The 19,094-nt window shown below is 44.3% G+C and carries 15 protein-coding genes; 14 read left to right on the top strand and 1 reads right to left on the bottom strand.

Features of this window, described 5'->3' with window-relative positions:
• Positions 1-6 precede the first annotated feature (6 nt).
• From KHZ77_RS06855 to KHZ77_RS06830, 6 genes are all read left to right on the top strand, one after another.
• Positions 7-2,121, top strand: coding sequence for a transglycosylase domain-containing protein (locus KHZ77_RS06855; protein ID WP_295197123.1), 2,115 nt, complete (start codon positions 7-9; stop codon positions 2,119-2,121).
• A 19-nt stretch (positions 2,122-2,140) separates the two neighbouring features.
• A complete protein-coding gene (gene tyrS / locus KHZ77_RS06850) occupies positions 2,141-3,349 on the top strand; it encodes a tyrosine--tRNA ligase (RefSeq protein ID WP_295197120.1) in 1,209 nt (402 codons plus the stop codon).
• A gap of 343 nt (positions 3,350-3,692) precedes the next feature.
• On the top strand, positions 3,693-6,071 hold the full coding sequence (ppsA, locus tag KHZ77_RS06845) for a phosphoenolpyruvate synthase (RefSeq protein ID WP_295197117.1): 2,379 nt from the start codon (positions 3,693-3,695) through the stop codon (positions 6,069-6,071).
• 61 nt (positions 6,072-6,132) lie between these two features.
• Entirely contained in the window at positions 6,133-6,762 is a 630-nt protein-coding gene (locus KHZ77_RS06840; RefSeq protein WP_295197114.1) for a helix-turn-helix transcriptional regulator, read from the top strand.
• 308 nt (positions 6,763-7,070) lie between these two features.
• Positions 7,071-7,898 carry a pyruvate, water dikinase regulatory protein gene (locus KHZ77_RS06835; RefSeq protein WP_295197111.1) on the top strand — a complete coding sequence of 276 codons (828 nt, stop codon included), beginning with the start codon at positions 7,071-7,073 and terminating at the stop codon, positions 7,896-7,898.
• A gap of 31 nt (positions 7,899-7,929) precedes the next feature.
• The gene (locus KHZ77_RS06830) at positions 7,930-8,922 is read left to right on the top strand and encodes a deoxyguanosinetriphosphate triphosphohydrolase (RefSeq protein WP_295197109.1); all 993 of its coding nucleotides are present in this window, start codon (positions 7,930-7,932) and stop codon (positions 8,920-8,922) included.
• A gap of 924 nt (positions 8,923-9,846) precedes the next feature.
• Here KHZ77_RS06830 and rpmB read toward each other — a convergent pair.
• Positions 9,847-10,035, bottom strand: a complete 189-nt coding sequence (gene rpmB, locus KHZ77_RS06825) for a 50S ribosomal protein L28 (RefSeq protein WP_006556543.1) — start codon at positions 10,033-10,035, stop codon at positions 9,847-9,849.
• A gap of 451 nt (positions 10,036-10,486) precedes the next feature.
• On the opposite strand from rpmB, the gene recG reads away from it, so the two are divergent.
• The 8 genes from recG to surE all read left to right on the top strand — a co-directional run bounded on the left by recG (position 10,487) and on the right by surE (position 18,866).
• On the top strand, positions 10,487-12,529 hold the full coding sequence (gene recG / locus KHZ77_RS06820) for an ATP-dependent DNA helicase RecG (protein ID WP_295197108.1): 2,043 nt from the start codon (positions 10,487-10,489) through the stop codon (positions 12,527-12,529).
• A 203-nt stretch (positions 12,530-12,732) separates the two neighbouring features.
• Positions 12,733-12,918 carry a 4-oxalocrotonate tautomerase gene (locus KHZ77_RS06815; protein ID WP_295197106.1) on the top strand — a complete coding sequence of 62 codons (186 nt, stop codon included), beginning with the start codon at positions 12,733-12,735 and terminating at the stop codon, positions 12,916-12,918.
• Between the two features lie 239 nt (positions 12,919-13,157).
• Positions 13,158-14,612, top strand: coding sequence for an IMP dehydrogenase (gene guaB, locus KHZ77_RS06810; protein WP_295197104.1), 1,455 nt, complete (start codon positions 13,158-13,160; stop codon positions 14,610-14,612).
• Between the two features lie 18 nt (positions 14,613-14,630).
• Positions 14,631-15,356 carry a WecB/TagA/CpsF family glycosyltransferase gene (locus KHZ77_RS06805; RefSeq protein ID WP_295197101.1) on the top strand — a complete coding sequence of 242 codons (726 nt, stop codon included), beginning with the start codon at positions 14,631-14,633 and terminating at the stop codon, positions 15,354-15,356.
• 14 nt (positions 15,357-15,370) lie between these two features.
• A complete protein-coding gene (locus KHZ77_RS06800; protein ID WP_295197099.1) occupies positions 15,371-16,015 on the top strand; it encodes a phosphatidylserine decarboxylase family protein in 645 nt (214 codons plus the stop codon).
• Complete coding sequence (gene pssA, locus KHZ77_RS06795; RefSeq protein WP_295197097.1) at positions 16,008-16,679, top strand: CDP-diacylglycerol--serine O-phosphatidyltransferase; 672 nt, start codon at positions 16,008-16,010, stop codon at positions 16,677-16,679. The genes KHZ77_RS06800 and pssA overlap by 8 nt, the downstream gene beginning before the upstream one ends.
• Positions 16,680-16,695: 16 nt before the next feature.
• Complete coding sequence (locus KHZ77_RS06790; RefSeq protein WP_295197095.1) at positions 16,696-17,976, top strand: glycosyltransferase family 2 protein; 1,281 nt, start codon at positions 16,696-16,698, stop codon at positions 17,974-17,976.
• A gap of 122 nt (positions 17,977-18,098) precedes the next feature.
• Positions 18,099-18,866 (top strand): 5'/3'-nucleotidase SurE, encoded by a 768-nt coding sequence (gene surE / locus KHZ77_RS06785; RefSeq protein ID WP_295197093.1) that lies wholly within the window; start codon positions 18,099-18,101, stop codon positions 18,864-18,866.
• Positions 18,867-19,094 lie beyond the last annotated feature (228 nt).

Here is a 19,094-nt window from a genome sequence, read left to right as displayed (position 1 = left end):
TGTCGTATGAGCTTACGCAGTTCGTCCAATCGAGGACGACAAACAAAATCAAATATATCCGGTAAGCCACAATCGAAAAAGAAGTCCGCTTTCAGGCGCTTCCTTTGGATTATAATTACTTTATTTATATTAATTGTGGCCGGTGCCGGCTGTGGTTTCATTGGAGCCACCATGTCGGATTTACCGGAAGTTGCCAATGTAAAACCGGCAGCATCTTCCCAGATCTATGATGTGCATGGTAATTTGCTGACAACTGTACATGCGGCGGAAAATCGTCTGCCTGTAAAATTATCTGAAGTACCGAAGAACTTGCAGAATGCATTCATCGCTACAGAAGATAACCGTTTCTACAGCCACCACGGCGTTGACCCTATAGGTATTTTACGTGCTATCTGGGTAAATATCGCTCATGACGGTGTAGCTGAAGGGGGCAGTACTATTACGCAGCAGTTGGCCCGTAATGCGTTCCTTACACAGGACCGTACGTTAAAACGTAAAATTATGGAAGCCATGCTGGCGCTTCGTATTGAACAACACTATACGAAGCAGGAAATCTTAGAAATGTACATGAACCAGATTTATTTCGGCCAGGGTGCTTATGGCGTTCAGGCGGCGGCTCACGTATATTTCGGCAAGAATGTTCAAGATTTGGACTTGGCACAGTGCGCTATTTTAGCCGGCTTGCCACAGAGTCCTAACTACTATTCGCCATTCAACAATTTGAAGGCCGCTAAAGCCCGTCAGGCGACTGTATTGAACCAGATGGTTAAATACGATTACATCAGCCAGGCTACAGCGGATGAAGCGAAAAACGCCGATTTAGGCCTTCGCGACAAAGCTGATACAGCACATAGCGACAATAACGCTTCCTACTTTATCGATTATGTAATCGGTCAGGTAGCTGAAAAATATGGCGATGACGCTATTTACAAAGATGGCTTGAAAATTTACACAACTATTGATATGAAGGCGCAGGACGCAGCTGTTAAAGCTATGCAGAACTTGCCTACATTCTATCAGGATGCCAACGGCTTACATCAGCCACAGGGTGCTTTAATCGCTATTAATCCGCACAACGGTTACATTGTAGCCATGGTGGGCGGCCGCGGCGATGACTCCTTCAACCGTGCCGTTATGGCGGAACGCCAGCCTGGTTCGGCCTTTAAACCATTCGTTTACTTGGCGGCTATTCAGGACGGTATGACGCCGGGTACTGTTATGGAAGATAAGAAAATCGACTTTAACGGTTGGAGTCCTAAGAACTATGAAGGAACGTATTCCGGTAATATGACATTGCGTTATGCATTGCAACACTCTGTAAATACAATTGCCGTTCAGTTGGCAGATAAAGTGGGTATGCGTAAAGTACTCAACTTGGCCACTGATATGGGTATCACTACGTTGGTAGCAACCGGCGATCCGAACGATAACAACTTGGCGGCCGCCTTGGGCGGTTTGACACAAGGTGTTAAACCGATTGATATGGCGGTGGCATACGGTACATTGGCTAACGGCGGTGTAAAAGTAAATCCGGTGGCCATTACAAAGATTGTAGACCGCAACGGACAGGTGGTTGAAGAAAACAGCACGGAAGAAAAACGTGTAGTTGATGCAAAAGATGCTTATGTAATTACGAATATGTTACAATCCGTTATTACCGGCGGTACCGGTGGCGGCGCTAATATTGGACGTCCTGCGGCAGGTAAAACAGGTACTACGGATGAATCGAAAGATGCTTGGTTTGTAGGCTATACGCCTGATTTGGTAGCCGCTGTATGGATGGGTGACGACTACGGTGTGGAAACATTGAATGAAATCACCGGTGGTACCGTTCCAGCTGTCATTTGGCGTGACTTTATGAGTGAAGCCCTACAAGATATGGATATTCCGGCATCCGACTTTACGGTTCCACCGGGAGCGGCCGCTATTGCTAACCAGGGCTATGCGCCGGTTGTGAAGAAGGAAGATCCGAAAGACAAGGATAAGGCGAAAGACGCCGACAAGAATAAAGACAACAAGAAGGACGACAGTTCAGCAACTGACGACAATTCAAGCAATGACCAAACGCCGGCAAAAGATACTAACTCAAAAGCAGATAGTACAAGCCAAAAAACGCGTTAACATTTGAGGAGGATTTACGATGAAATCATTAGAAGAGCAATTGCGTCTTATAAAACACGGCGTTGATACATTGCTTCCAGAGGAAGATTTTAAAAAGAAATTAGCTAAGTCCATTGAGACAAACAAACCGTTAATTATTAAATTAGGTTTGGACCCTACAGCACCTGATATCCATTTAGGTCACACTGTAGTACTTCGCAAGTTAAAAACATTCCAGGATTTAGGCCATCAAATCGTCATCGTTATCGGTGACTTCACAGCGCGCATCGGTGACCCTACCGGTAAAAGTGCGACTCGTCCGCCTCTTGATGAAGCGGCTGTCGCATACAATGCGGCTACGTATAAAGAACAGATTTTCAAAGTTCTTGATGAATCTAAAACCAAGGTTGTGTATAACAGCGAATGGCTCAGCAAATTATCTTTTGAAGATGTATTGAAATTGGCCGCTAAATATACAGTAGCGCGTATGCTTGAACGTGATGATTTCCAAAAACGATATACCGAAGGCCGTGCTATCGGCGTTCACGAATTCATGTATCCGCTCATGCAGGGCTATGATTCCATCGCTCTCCATGCGGATGTGGAATTCGGCGGTACCGACCAGACCTTCAACCTTCTCATGGGTCGCCATTTACAGGGTGAATTCGGCCAGGATCCTCAAACTGTAATCACTATGCCAATTCTCGAAGGCCTTGACGGCGTTCAGAAGATGAGTAAGTCCTTGGGCAACTACATCGGCATCAGTGAAGCGCCTACCGAAATGTACGGTAAGGCTATGAGTATTCCTGACGAATTGATGATGCGTTACTTCATGCTTGTAACCGACATGTCCATTGAAGAACAGGAAGCATTAGAAGCGGCGTTGGAAGCGGGCACAGCACATCCTCGCGATACGAAGATGAAGTTGGCTCATACCATCGTTCGTCTGTACCATGGTGATGCGGCGGCTGATGAAGCACAGGAACAATTCGTTCGTGTATTCCAGAAGCATGCGTTGCCTACCGATATTCCTGCGTATGAAATGGATGCACCTACAGAACCTGTGTACATTCCACAGTTGTTGACTGATGCAGGTCTTACTGCAAGTAACAGTGAAGCGCGTCGTTCCATTAAAGCCGGTGCTTTCAAAATCAACGGTGAAAAATGCAGTGAAGAAAACGTAACCCTTGAAAACGAAATGGTGCTTCAAGTGGGTAAACGTAAGTTTATTAAACTTCAGTTTAAATAAGAGTAGAGCTTGAGATTGTTATATGCTAATTAAATGTGCTGCACTATATATTTAGTGTGTTATATTTGAGACCAATTAAAACTCCATAATCTAAAGAGTTTGAATCACTGAACTCAATATAACACTAAAGAGCTGCAAACCTCGTGGTTGCAGCTCTTTTTTGCTGTTCTAATTCCGATGTAATTTGAGAAAAATGACGTCTATATCGGCATTAAATCAAAAATTAATCACTCCTAAATAGGATTCCATATAAAATAGTGTAGCAAAAATATTTGACTTTACATTAAATGTGTTGTACTATTTAAACAGTTAATGTATTTCTTTTCTTAGGAGGTTTCATACAATGAATCGTGAAAATGCATATGTACTTTGGTTTGATGAATTAAAGCGTGAAGATGTGGCGCTCGTAGGCGGTAAATCATCTTCATTAGGTGAAATGACTTCTTCTACAAATGTACCGGTTCCTTATGGCTACGCAACCACGGCGCATGGCTATCGGTTCTTTATGGAGCAAACAGGTCTTGAAGAAAAGATTAAAGCGGAATTAAGCAAATTGGATGACGTGGAAAACTCCGCATTACTTCGTGAAATCTGCTTCAATATCCGTCAATTAATAGTGAATGCGGAAATGCCGCAAGAATTAGCTGACGCTATTGAAAAAGCGTACGCTGAATTGGGTGAAAAAGTGGGCGAACCAAATCCGTTCGTAGCTGTTCGTTCCAGTGCTACTGCAGAAGATTTACCTGACGCCAGCTTTGCAGGCCAACAGGATACATACTTAAACGTACGCGGTGCCGATGTAGTTATTCAGAAAGTAAAAGAATGCTACGCATCCACATTTACTGACCGTGCTACATACTACCGTGTAAAACAGGGCTTCGATCACATGACTGTAGCTCTCAGTGCTGCCATTCAGATGATGGTATTCTCCAAAGCGGCCGGTGTAATGTTCACTGTAAACTTGGTGGACGGCGATGACTCCAGTATTTTAATCGAAGGTTCCTGGGGCCTTGGCGAATACGTTGTACAAGGTACAGTAACACCTGACAACTTCACTGTAGATAAACAATCCTTAACGATTAAAGATCGTATGATTAATGATAAAAACGTAGCTCTTGTTCGTAAACCGGAAGGGGATTGTGTAGAAATCCGCATTCCTGAAGAACAGGCAAAAGCACAGGTTATTTCCGACGAACAAGTTATTGAGTTGGCAAAATATGCCTTAGCTATTGAAAAACACTACGGCTGCTACATGGATATGGAATGGGGCGTTGATGAACGCACGAATAAGATTTGGATTTTACAGGCTCGTCCTGAAACTGTATGGTCCCGCAAGAAGAAACCGGGCAAAACGGAGGCAACTATGACTGCTACAACAACAAATCGTGAAATCGTAGTAAAAGGTTTACCTGCAAGTCCTGGTAAAGTAGCCGGCAAAGCTCACGTAATCTTAGATCCTGCCGATATTGACAGCTTCAAAGAAGGGGAAATCCTTGTTACGACTATGACCGCACCTGACTGGGTACCGGCTATGAAGAAAGCGAAAGCTATCGTAACTGATGCGGGCGGTATGACTTGCCATGCATCCATCGTAAGCCGTGAGTTGGGTATTCCTTGTATCGTAGGTACAAAGAGTCGCAGTAAAGAAAGTACATTGTGCATTAAAACCGGTCAGGATATTACGGTTGATGCTACTAACGGTATCGTATATGACGGCATTTTAGAAGATGCAGTTAAAAAAGAAGAACAGGCAGCCGCTCCGGTAGCTACTGAATTTATCCCTGTAACAGGCACTAAAGTGTACATGAATTTGGGCGACCCTGATTTGGCTGAAAAATATGGTGTATTACCTTGTGACGGTATCGGCTTAATGCGTGAAGAGTTCATTTGGACTACATTCATCCATGAACATCCGTTACACTTAATCGAAACAGGCCGCAGCCAATTCGCTATCGATACATTGGCTGAAGGTATGCGTAAAGTTTGTCAGGCCTTGGCTCCACGTCAGGTAGTATTGCGTTTGAGCGATTTTAAATCCAGCGAATATCGCGATTTAAAAGGAGGCGACAAACATGAACCGCATGAATCCAGTGCTTTATTGGGCTGGCGCGGTGCATCCCGTTACTACGATCCTAAATACGCACCTGCATTCCAATTGGAATTGGCAGCGATTCGCAAGGTTCGTGAAGAATACGGCTTTAAAAACTTACAGGTTATGATTCCATTCTGCCGTACAGTACAAGAAGCGGCTGAAGTAACTCGTGTAATGGCTGAAAACGGCTTGGCACGCAGTGCAGATTTCAAGATTTGGCTCATGGCTGAAATTCCTTCCAACATTATCTTGGCAGATCAATTCAACCAATATGTAGACGGATATTCCATCGGCTCTAACGATTTGACTATGTTAATCTTAGGTTGTGACCGTGACAATGAAACGGTACAGCATATTTATGATGAACGTAACTTGGCTATTCGCCGCGCTATCCACCACTTAATCGAAGTGGCACATCGCGACGGTAAGACAGTATCGATTTGCGGACAGGCGCCAAGCGTATATCCTGAATTCTGTGAATTCCTCGTACGCAGCGGCATTGATTCCATCTCCGTAAATCCTGATGCGGTAAAATCCACGAAGAAGATGGTAGCTCAATTGGAACAGCGCCTCATGCTGGACGCTGTAACAGGACGTGGCCGTTCTATGGGTAATGAATTAGAATGGTAATCACATAGTGGCGAACAGGAGGCTCTTCGGGCCTCCTGTTTTTCGTAAGGAGGTGTAATGATTGCAACTGACCGAACGACAACAGCATATTGTAGAAATAGTAAAAGAAGAGGGACCGATTACGGGCAAAGCGATTGCCGCACGTCTTGACGTAACACGCTCGGCCTTGCGCTCCGATTTAACAGTACTCACTATGACAGGCCTGTTAGATGCGCGTCCGAAAGTAGGGTATTACTACGTGGGCGGTAAAGGCGTTAATCCCGTGGCTGATGAAATCAGACGCTATAAGGTCCATGAAGTGATGGCCCAGGCGGTGGCCGTGGCACCGGATACAAATCTGTACGATACGATAGTGACCATGTTTACAGAAGATGTGGGCACCGTATTGGTTTGTGAAGACGGTTTTTTAGTAGGCATCGTATCCCGCAAGGACTTGCTCCGTGCGGCTATCGGTAAAAACGACCCTAAGTCAATGCCGATTTCCATGATCATGACGCCGAGCAGTAAAATTATTGGCTGTACCGCTGATGATACAGTGGTGGAAACGGCGCAACACATGGTGGACTATGAAGTAGACTGCCTGCCTGTACTGGAAGAAGTGGAACAGAAAGGGCGTAAACGTTTTAAAGTCTTAGGCCGCATTTCTAAGACAACAATTACAAAAATGTTGCTGGAATGTGCTAAAGAATAGAAAAAATATGACAAGTTTGCAATTTTTAGTTGAATAAAACTGTTTTTCCTGCGTATAATCAGAGTAGAGCAGTATAGATATACATTTCAAGATATCTTTTTTCAGAAAATAGAAGTAATAAAACAGTAACAATTAGGACTTATAGTAAACTAATTACATGCTGTCCGGCATAATTAAAGCCGGTGCAGAATAACTAAATTATCAAAGACCGTTTAGAGCTGAGATTCAATAGTCGGCTCTAAGAAAACATGACTGAAATCATATATACATAAGTTGAACGATATAAATGTTGTCATACGAGGTGAAACATGGCGAGTAATAAGATTATTTATGCAATCTCTGACTCTTTAGGTGAAACTGCCGAATCGGTAGCACGTGCTTCGGCCAGTCAGTTTGACCAGGAAGATATTGATATTGTACGTATTCCATATATTAATCAGGAGACGCAGATTGATGACGTACTCCGCGAGGCGGCGCAGGGTGACAATGTAATTTGTCATACAATCGTGTCGCCTACATTGCGTCAATATTTACATAACCAGGCAAAGATTTTGGGTGTACAGGCCGTAGATATTATGGGGCCTGTGCTGGATTCGGTAAGCAGCGTTGTAAAAACGCAGCCTCGCCTTACTGCCGGCATGGTTCATAAACTCGACCAGGAATATTTTAAAAAGGTAGAAGCTATCGAGTTTGCCGTAAAATATGATGACGGTAAAAACCCGGCAGGCTTTGAAAAAGCGGATATCGTTATTATCGGTGTGTCCCGTACAAGTAAAACGCCGTTATCCATGTTCTTGGCGTATAAAAAAATAAAAGCGGCCAACTTGCCGTTAGTACCGGAAGTGCCGCTACCGGAAGAATTATTTAAAATTCCACCGAAAAAAGTGGTTGGTTTGATCATTGATCCATATAAACTGAATAATATTCGCTGTGAGCGTCTTCGCACTATGGGTCTTGATCGTGAGGCCAATTATGCCACTATGTCGCGCATTGAGGAAGAGCTGGAATACGCAAAAGCCGTCATGCGCCGCGTTCATTGTCCGATTCTGGATGTGACGAATAAGTCCATTGAAGAAACGGCATCCTTTGTAATGCAGCTGATTGAGCGCAACAAGCAACAGGAAATGGCGCGTTAATTTGTAATTTTTGAGAGGAGGCATTTGAAAGATGCGAGTACGTGAGCGAATTGAGGAGCGGGAAGAGCAGTATTTATCACCCCGGGCGGCTAAAAGTCGTTTGGCTAAACGGGATAGGGAGGAAGAGCCCGACTTATTGCGCACCGCCTTTCAACGAGATCGTGACCGCATCATTCACAGCAAATGTTTCCGCCGATTAAAACATAAAACACAGGTGTATATTGCACCGGGCGATCATTATCGCACGCGCATGACACATACACTGGAAGTGGGGCAAATCGGCCGCACTATTGCGCGAGCGTTGCAGCTCAATGAAGATTTGACCGAAGCTATCGCCATGGGCCATGATGTGGGCCATACGCCATTTGGCCATGTGGGCGAATATGCGCTGCGTGATGTGGTGGGTCATTTCAATCATAATGAACAGAGCCTTCGCACCTTGGACGTACTTGAAAAAGACCGAAAAGGTCTAAACCTTACGCGGGAAGTGCGCGACGGCATCTTGGGGCATACGGGCATGCATATGCCGTTTACCTTGGAAGGCCAGATTGTTCGCATAACAGACCGCATCGCCTACTTGTGTCATGACTTTGATGATGCGCAGCGGGCAGGTATGCTGGAAGCAAAAGACTTGCCTGTAGAAGTACGCGAACGACTAGGCGTTACACCGTCCGCCATGATAACCTCCATGGTTATGGATATGGTGCGCGAATCTGATGACCAGGACAGCATTAAAATGTCCAAAGAAGTTATGGACGTAATGAACCTCTTCCGCCGCTTCATGTTCGAAAACGTGTACATGGCACCGGCACTCATTCCGGACCGCAAACGAGCCGCCCACGTAGTAACCTACCTCTTCCGCTACTACATGGAAAACCCTGAACTCCTGCGAAACGAAGTGGGCCATGAGAAAATCATCACACTCACCGACATCGTCGATTACGTGGCGGGGCTGACAGATCAGTATGCTATAAAATTGTTTAAAGATATCTATATACCAAAAATATGGGATCCGGGAGCATAAAAAATAACCCATCTCGCAAGCCCCGAGCCTTCGCTCGAAGGGCATTGCTCCGATGGGTTATTTTTTATGGGAAAAGTCTGACTTAGAGCATCAGAAATAAAAATATCCTTCCCGTCGTCAAGCTCCGAAGGTGTTGCTCCGAGAGGATATTTTTTATTGGGAGTGTCTTACTCAGAGAATCCGGGGGAAGTGTTACTGAAATAGAGCTTTTTATTAGGAGAATCTGATTTACAGCAAAGGGATTTTTAGAGCCCCCGGGCATATTTTTGAGGGGGGCGGGGTGGGTCTGATTCAGTGCCTCGAGTTTTTGTTTCGAATGCTTTATTTAGAGTATCGGTCTAAGGGGTTGGTGAGATAGAGGGTGTTTTTCTCTCTTTTTTCCCCGCTCTAAAAGAAGGGGATGAATGTGTGTAGTCATGGTCTTCTTTTTAGGGCTGAATGATGGAGGAGGATAGAAAATATATTTTGTGAGTTAAGGTTGTGGGAGATGAAAGATATACTCTCGTAGTGATTGTTCTGAAGTTGGTTGAAAGGTATAAGGTTTTCGAGTCTTTGAGTGGCTAAATCATAAGAATAGGGGAGAAAAATATTTCTCTTGATATACTCTTGCCATAGGAATAAAAATATACCCCCGGAGCAACACCTTCTGAGCTTGACGAAGGGTTTGCGAGGGGGTATATTTTTCATTCCTGCAATCAGCTAAAGGAGATATTTTTTACTTCATATCTCATGAGCCATGACTCAAAGTTTGAGCGAAGCCATACATTTCTATCCTACGAAGGGTTTGCGAGAGGGCATATATTTTAGCTATTACAAAGAGAGTAGCAAAAGATATATTTTCTATCTTCTCTAAAATTAGACAAAAAAAGAAGACTATGACAAACGTCATAGCCTTCTTTTAGAGTACATGTACCTTCTTATTTTTTACGCGCGTGTAATTTTATCGGAACGAAGGCAGCGAGTGCATACATTTACCTTTTTGGTTTCGCCGTCTACAATTGCTCGTACTCTCTGGATGTTTGGCTTCCAGGTCCTTTTTGTGCGGATATGAGAATGACTCACATTCATGCCGCTAGCAGTGGTTTTGCCACATACTTCGCAAAGGTTTGCCATAATTTCCACCTCCAAGCATAATTTACAACATAACATATGTATTCTATCACAAACAGATATGTGAAGGCAAGCAGATTTTTTCTGTTTTTCATCTGTGCCGAGTGGATTAGATTGTCCTGTTAAAAGTAATGAATTACAGGGGAGTTAAAGAATGATTGAAGAATGATTGAAGATTATTTTACCATTCTTCTATTTAGTCATTCCCAAGTAATTATGTACTATTATATACTAAGATTGTGAGTTTGTGTACAGTCTAAATATGTATATGAAGATATAACATTGTATGTGAATGTATAAAGATATACTTGAAGATATAAAGTGTACTTAAAAATATAAAATTGTATGTGAACATATAAAATTGCATATGAGGATATAAAATTGTATGTGAGGATATAAAGTTATATGTGAAAATATAAAAACGTGAAGGGCTGTACGATGATAAGGAGTTATGATGGAAGAGTCACTGCTTACGATTAAGGGGATTGGCCCCAGTCGGGTAAAGCAATTGAATAAATTAGGCGTCACGAATGTGTCATCGTTATTGACGTATTTTCCCAGAGCGTATGAGGATCGAAGTGCCACGTATTTAATCGGCGCATTGAAGGCGGATATGGTAGGGGCCACGACGGGGCAGGTTATGCGTGTGCAGGAAAAGAAACCGCGCCGAGGCCTGTCGATTTTAGAGATTTTTTTGACTGATGGAACGGGTTCGCTCAAGGTTGTGCTGTTTAATCAGGGCTACAAGAAGAATTTTTATAAAGTGGGACAACGCCTTCATGTATACGGCAAGGTGGAGTTTAACTACGGATCGCTGCAGATGAATACGCCTCACATTGAGGTGCTTTACGAAAATCAGGAGCCTCAAGGCGGTATTGTACCGGTCTATCCGTTAGTGGACGGCATTTCACAATACACGATTCGCAATGCAGTGGCCAATTGGTTCCGCGCAAATAATGAATTGCCGGACATTTTACCGGAAGAGGTGCGTCAGGAACATTCGTTCATGCCGCGCTATGAAGCGTTTAAGGAAATGCATTTGCCGACGAATGTAGAGCGTCACGGATTGGCGCGAAAGCAGCTGGCTTATGAAGAGTTATTTGTTATGCAGGCCGGGCTTCTTCTGCTTCGTCAAAAGGAGCAAGTCGAGCTCGGTGTTAAAATGATGCCGAACGGCACGCTCTATGAGCAATTTTTAAAGCAACTTCCCTTTAAATTAACAGGTGATCAGCAGCGGGCTGTTTTAGAAATTACGACAGACATGGAGTCGGAGCGACCAATGCGGCGCCTGCTCCAAGGTGATGTAGGGGCCGGTAAGACGGTGGTGGCGGCTATCAGCTTGATTAAGGCGGTAGAGAACGGATACCAGGGCGCTCTTATGGCACCGACAGAAATTTTGGCGCAACAACATTTTGAAAGTTTCCAAAGTTTAATGAAAGATTTGCCTGTTAAGATGGCGCTGTTGACAGGCTCTATGAAAACGGCGGAACGCCAGGCTGTGTATGATAGGCTGGCAGACGGCTCAATCCACATTGTCATGGGGACCCATGCATTGATTCAGGAGAAGGTGCATTTTAAAAAGCTCGCCTTGGCCATTATTGATGAACAGCATCGCTTCGGTGTTGAGCAGCGCGCCACACTGCAGCGTAAAGGGCAGAATCCTCATGTATTGGTTATGACGGCTACGCCGATTCCTCGAACTATGACATTGTCCATTTATGGGGACTTGGAAGTGAGCTTGATCAAAGAATTACCACCGGGACGTAAGCCTGTGCTAACCTATGCGGTTGACTCAACCTATAAGGAACGGCTTCACGTATTCTTTGAAAAAGAAATGACTGCCGGTCACCAGGTGTATGTAGTGTGCCCGTTGGTGGAAGAGTCGGAGAAACTCGACCTGGTAGCGGCAGAAGCACTTTATGAAGAGCTGGCGGAGCGCTATGGCAGACAATTTGGTGTAGGCCTGGTGCATGGGCGCATGGCGGCGGCCGATAAAGAATCCATTATGGAGGAATTTCACGAAGGGCGTATTAAGTTGTTGGTTTCCACGACGGTAATCGAAGTTGGGGTCAATGTGCCGAATGCGACGATTATGTGTGTGGAAGGGGCGGAACGGTTTGGGCTGTCTCAGCTTCATCAGTTGCGCGGCCGTGTAGGACGCGGCAGTGCGCAGTCCTATTGCGTACTTATCAGCGACAGCAAGAACGAGGAAACCCGCGAGCGCCTGAAAGTTATGACGTCTACGCAGGACGGTTTCGTCATTGCGGAACAGGATTTACTCCTGCGCGGCAGTGGTCAACTGTTCGGTTTGATGCAGCATGGATTGCCCGATTTAATAATCGCCAACATTTTAAAAGATATCGACTTGCTCGTGGCGGCTCGGCAGGATGCGAAACATTGGCTGGAGCACACAAAATTTGATGATGCGGTCACCATAATGAAACCTCATTTATTGACGAGATTCGGTGCAGGTTTTGAACGAATCATGTATAATTAAAGAGTGTGGGAATATTATCTGTCACGAATGCAAAATCTCATTGGCAGCGCAGGTTGATTAACACAAAAAAGATATGCGAAATATCATTTTTCTTTCCCTGGTTTTAGTTGATTTTCTTGTCCGGGAAAGGGTATAATAACAAGATAGATATTTCTATACATACGATTTTTTCATTCGTTTTTAAGGACGGAGGGTAGATTATAATGCCAATCATTCACGTAGAATTAGTGGAAGGACGTACTAAGGAACAAAAGAAACAATTAGGTGAAGCTATTACTCAAGCAACTGTTGATATTGTTAAGGTTCCTAAAGAAGCCGTTAAGGTTATTTTCGTTGATATGAAGAAAGATGACTTTATGGAAGGCGGCGTACTTCGCTCCGAAAAGTAATCGATTCTAAGTTGCTCTGTGCAGGCGGCAATCCTCCGGATTGAAATAAGGCTATAAAGTTCGAAGCTGAATAGCGCTGATGTTTAAATGCCGGAGAGCCAATAAAGTCGATAAGCTTACACGCTTCAAAACTTAAAAACTGTAAATAAGAGCGACACTTAAGATGTAGTGAAAAAAGTAGTTTGTTTAACTGACTGATGTTAGAGATGTAGTGAAAATTAAGGAGAAAGGAAGTTACCATGAGAGAAGATAAGTTTGGGTTACGCGGTTTGACATTTGATGATGTATTATTAGTACCGGCAGCATCGAATGTGTTGCCGCACGAAGTAGATTTAACTACTAACCTGACACGTGACATTAAGCTCAATATTCCAATGATTAGTTCCGGCATGGATACTGTAACAGAATCACGCATGGCTATCGCCATGGCTCGTGAAGGGGGTATGGGCGTTATTCACAAAAATATGTCCATTGAAGAACAGGCCCATGAGGTGGACAAAGTAAAACGCTCGGAACATGGTATCATCGTTGATCCAATTTATTTAAGCCCACAAAACTTATTGGCTGATGCGGAAGAATTAATGCGTAAATACGCAATTTCCGGTGTGCCTGTAACAGTGGACGGTAAACTGGTAGGTATCATTACCAACCGCGATATGCGTTTCGAAAATGACTTAACTCGTCCTATCGGCGAAGTTATGACTCGTGAAAACCTGGTTACTGCACCGGTAGGCACTTCCTTGGAAGATGCTAAGGCCATCTTGCGTCAACATCGCATTGAAAAATTACCATTAGTTGATGAACAGGGCAATTTAAAAGGCCTGATTACAATTAAGGATATTGAAAAAGCAACTAAATATCCTAATTCCGCTAAAGACAGCAGCGGCCGCTTATTGGTTGGCGCAGCTGTAGGCGTAAGCAAAGATTTATATGACCGCATGGATGCGCTCGTAGCAGCAAAAGTTGACGTTATTATCGTTGATACAGCTCATGGCCATTCTGCAGGCGTACTTCGCACACTTAAGGAATTGAAAGCGGCTAATCCGCACATTCCTGTAATCGCAGGTAACGTAGCTACCGCATCCGGCACAGAAGCTTTAATCGAAGCCGGTGCTGATGCAGTTAAAGTAGGTATCGGACCTGGTTCCATCTGTACGACTCGTGTTATCGCCGGTATCGGTGTACCACAGATTACAGCCGTATATGAAAGTGCGAAAGTGGCTCGTCGTTACAATATTCCAATTATTGCTGACGGCGGCATTAAATACTCCGGCGACATTGCCAAGGCTATTGCAGCCGGTGCCGGTGTTGTTATGATGGGTAACATCTTGGCCGGTACTGATGAAAGTCCGGGAGAAACTGTTATTTACCAGGGCCGCAGCTATAAAGTATATCGCGGCATGGGCAGCTTGGGCGCTATGAAGCTGGGCAGTAAAGATCGTTATTTCCAAACAGAAGCTAAAAAATTAGTACCGGAAGGTATTGAAGGTCGCGTACCTTACAAAGGCATGTTGGCTGATACCATTTTCCAAATGGTGGGCGGTCTTCGCGCCAGCATGGGATATTGTGGTTGCCACAACATCCAGGAAATGATTAATGATACTCAGTTTATCCAAATTACGGCAGCCGGTCTTAAGGAAAGCCATCCGCATGATGTTAGCATCACTGTGGAAGCGCCTAACTATAGCGGCTGATATTGAGGTGTATTTGTATTGCGTAATCAATTGAGCATTCTCGATGTGCCGGTTGATGTCATAACCATGAAAGAAACAGTTCAGCGTGTACAGGATTTATATTCTGAGCCGGGGCTACATACTGTAGTCACGGTTAACGCTGAAATGGTTATGCGTGCTCAACAGGACAAGGAATTGCACGACATTTTAAAACAAGCAGATATAGCTGTTCCGGACGGGGCCGGTGTGTTATGGGCCGCCGAGCAGTTGGGGAAACATGTACCTGAGCGTGTAGCGGGATGTGATTTGGCTGTCGCTTTATTGGGCGAAGCGGCTAAACACAATACGCCGGTATATTTCTTAGGCGCAGCCCCGGGTGTGGCCGAACAGGCTGTCAAAAATATGGAAGCGCGCCACGGTTCATTAAAAGTAGTCGGTATTCATTCCGGCTTTTTTGATGAGCAGGAAGAGCAACGTATTATCAAAACAATTGAAGAGGGGGGCACTAAACTAGTGTTAGTCGCCTTAGGTGTGCCTAAGCAGGAGAAGTGGATTACTTCCAAACTGTCTCATTTGAGCGGTGTGGTAGCCATCGGCTTGGGCGGTTCTTTTGACGTAATGGCAGGCAATGTGAAGCGTGCGCCGCAATGGATGCAGAAGAACCGGTTGGAGTGGCTGTATCGGTTAGCCAACCAGCCGCAGCGTATTGGACGCATGATGGCCTTACCGAAGTTTATGTGGGCCGTTAAAAAGGCAAAAAAATAGAGAGGTGGTGCGAAATGCCCACAGGGATTATCGTAAAGGACGGGTTTCCGTTTATTATCGGAACCTTTCTGTTGGCCCTGTTGGTGGGATACTTTGTATCTCCCTACGTGGCCGTTATACCCTTTGTACTTGCTTGCTTTTTTCTGTTCTTTTTCAGAAATCCGCGCCGTAATATCACGACGGATCCTAATTTATTAGTATCTCCGGCTGACGGTACGGTCATGGACGTAAGTGAAGTATATGAAGATTTATTTTTAAATATGGAATGTAAGAAGGTAACGATTTTTCTTTCCGTTTTCGACGTGCACGTAAACCGGGCACCGATGGAAGGGAAGATAACGTTCCGACAATATACATGTGGTGGATTTTTGCCGGCCTATAAAAGTTCTGTAGGCTACGAAAATGAACGCCACTCCATTGGCATCGACAATGGAAAGATTGAAATTTTAGTAACTCAAATCGCAGGATTATTAGCTCGTCGCATTATATCGTGGACTGATCTTGGCAACACCTTAACGAAGGGCCAATTATATGGCATGATAAAATTCGGTTCTTGCACCGAACTTTTTGTACCAAAGTCGGTAGAGATTTGTGTAAAAAAAGGTGACAAAGTGCGAGGCGGAGAAACAATCGTTGGGAGGATTCAAGCGAATGGATAAGTCTATATTTCCGAATTTGTTTACGGCTGCTAATTTGTCGTTCGGTGTAATCGGTATTACGTTGGCGGCGCAAGGAGAGTTTACGGGCGCAGCGCTCTGCGTGCTGTTCTCTTTAATCTCCGACGGCTTTGACGGCCGTGTAGCGCGTGCCTTAGGCGTGTCCGGTCCGCTGGGCCGTGAGCTTGATTCGTTGGCTGACGTAGTCGGATTCGGCGTGGCACCGGCGTACATGCTTTTTATGTATCAATTACAGGGAATCGGATGGATTGCTTACATACCCCTATTAGTGTTTTCCGTATTAGGTGCATTTCGTTTGGCCCGTTTTAATATTATGACGGAAGAAGTGCATGGCTATTTCTTGGGATTGCCTATTCCTGCGGCAGGTTGTATGGCCGCAACATATGTATTGTCCGGTATTCGTTTGCCGGAATGGCTGCTTATGGTGTTGATGGTTATCGTCGGTTACCTCATGGTGAGCCGCGTACACCATCCTGATTTTAAAGGTAAAGGAGCCGACAAGGTAAATGCCTTGGCTCTTGGAATTACAGCTGTGCTGGGCATCGCCGCATTGGTTATGGATTGGCATGCATGGCCGGTACTTATTTTTGCGCTTTACGCAGTATTCGGCATTTGTAATACTATTATTAATACGGTAAAACAGTGAGAGGTGAAGGACGTAAATGGATTATATTCTTGACCTGATCATGATTCCGCTACAAGTAATTATCGTGTTCTACACGCTTTACTTCTTTGTATTGGCTGTAGCGGGAATGTGGAGAAGGAAAGAAAAAAAGAACTATACGCCTAAGAACTCATTTGCCATTATTGTTTGTGCTCATAATGAAGAAGCTGTTATCGGTCAGCTGGTGGAAAATCTGAAAATTTTAGATTATCCTGACGAACTGTACGATATTTTCGTAGTCGCCGATAATTGTACCGATAACACTGCCGCCATTGCGCATGCAGCAGGGGCTAATGTGCATGAGCGGGAAAATCGTGAGGAAGTGGGCAAGGGCTATGCCATGGGCTGGATGTTTAACCGCATCTACGACATGGATCGCACTTACGATGCTTTCGTCATTTTTGACGCTGATAACTTAGTTCATCCTAACTTCTTATTGGAAATGAATCACCATTTAGAGTTGGGTGAACCGGTGATTCAAGGTTATTTGAATGCTAAAAATCCTACAGATACATGGGTTGCAGGTACATTTGCCATCGCTTTCTGGATGGTAAATCATCTGTGGCACTTAGCAAAATATAATTTGGGGCTTTCAACGGCTCTCGGTGGTACGGGTATGTGTATCCGCACGGATATTATTAAAAAATACGGCTGGGACTGCAACTGCTTGACGGAAGATATGGAGTTTTCCATGAAGCTGCTCATTCACGGCGTACGTACTACCTGGGCTCACGATGCCATTGTATATGATGAAAAACCGCTTACTTTTATGCAGTCCTGGCGTCAGCGCAAACGTTGGGCGCAAGGCCATTTCGACTGTGGCGAGCGGTACATTCCGAAGTTGTTTGTAGAAGGTATTAAACAGGGAAACATTCGTATTTTAGATGGTATTATTCAGATCAGCCAGCCATACTTCTTATTAGTATCTACGGCGTATCTGATTCTAACCTACATCAATGCGTATTTCCCGATTTATACGAATATTATTTACCAGATTTTACCGATTACCGTATGGACTATCATCGGTATCGGCCAGTACTTATTCCCGCTCATCGTGTTGGCGAGCATTAAGGTGCCGGGGAAAGTTTGGTTGTATTATTTAGTATATCCTCTGTTTATGTACAGTTGGGTACCGGTTACGTTCTTGGGATTCTTGAATCGCCATGATAAAGTATGGGCTCATACACAACACACCCGCGGGGTCGCTTTAGGTGAAGTTAACTTAACTCGTATGGGTGATGTGAAACCTGTCAAAGCAGATAAAAACAGAAACAAGTAAGACAGTATTAACAATGATGCTGACTCTGTTGAAAGTTCTCAGCACCGTGAGAAATGAGAGAGAAAGTGCCCTTCCAGGCACTTTCTCTGTTTATCTAAGTATTTTTTAGAAAGGACTCTACGATGCATATTTTATTAACGAATGACGATGGATTTCGTGCAGGCGGAATTAGAGATTTAGCTCGTGAATTAGTGGCCAATAATCACCGTGTTACCATAGTGGCTCCGGAAGTGGAACAAAGTGCCAAGTCCCATGCCATTACCATTCAAACGCCGGTTCGCCTGTTGCATCTTTCGAAAGAAGGAGACAATCCGGAACGTTTTGCTGTAACCGGGACTCCTACGGATTGTATGAAATTGGCGTTATATTTCTATTTGCGTGAAGACATGCCTGATTTAGTAGTGTCCGGCGTAAATGACGGATTCAACCTGGGCTCCGATGCACTCTATTCCGGTACGGTAAGTGCCGCTATGGAAGCTATGTTTTATAAAGTGCCGGCCTTGGCCTTATCTGTAGGCCGTTACTCCCGTGAGCGCGGTGCGGAAATTATGCCGTTCATTGCGAAGTTTATTGATAAAGTATATGTGCAGGAAGGCTTTAAAGGTTTGCTCAATGTGAACTTCCCGAAAAGCGGCCCTGTAGGCTGGGAACAGGTAGAAGTTCTTGACCAGGGCATGCAGCATTACTATGATATTATCGACGAACGCCAAGACCGTCGCGGCCGCACCTACTACTGGATCGGCGGCAAACTTACCTCTGAAGATGAGCCTACACGAACAGACGTAATGGCGATTAAAGAAGGTAAAATCACCGTTGTAGCTTTAACCTGGAAACAACAGGACGATGAAGGCACGACGCAGATGCGCAGCATGCTGCATGGTGATAAATAAATCATTTCAATTTAGAGTGTTTTCAAAATAGATTTGAAATAAATCTAAACAGATACGAAAACTATTCAGAATACATTAAAAATTTTTGAATATATCTGAAATGATGTGAAAATGATTTGGAATACATCTAAAAAGATCTTGAATAGATTTAAGACAGATTTAAAATTACAAAAGCGATAAATTCGGACAGAAACTGTGGAATTTTCAATGTTAAATTTCTAATTTAAC

This window comes from Veillonella sp. (assembly GCF_018364065.1).
Lineage (GTDB): Bacteria > Bacillota > Negativicutes > Veillonellales > Veillonellaceae > Veillonella_A.
The sequence above is the reverse complement of the archived record's forward strand: the minus strand, read 5'-3'. Positions and strand labels throughout refer to the sequence as shown.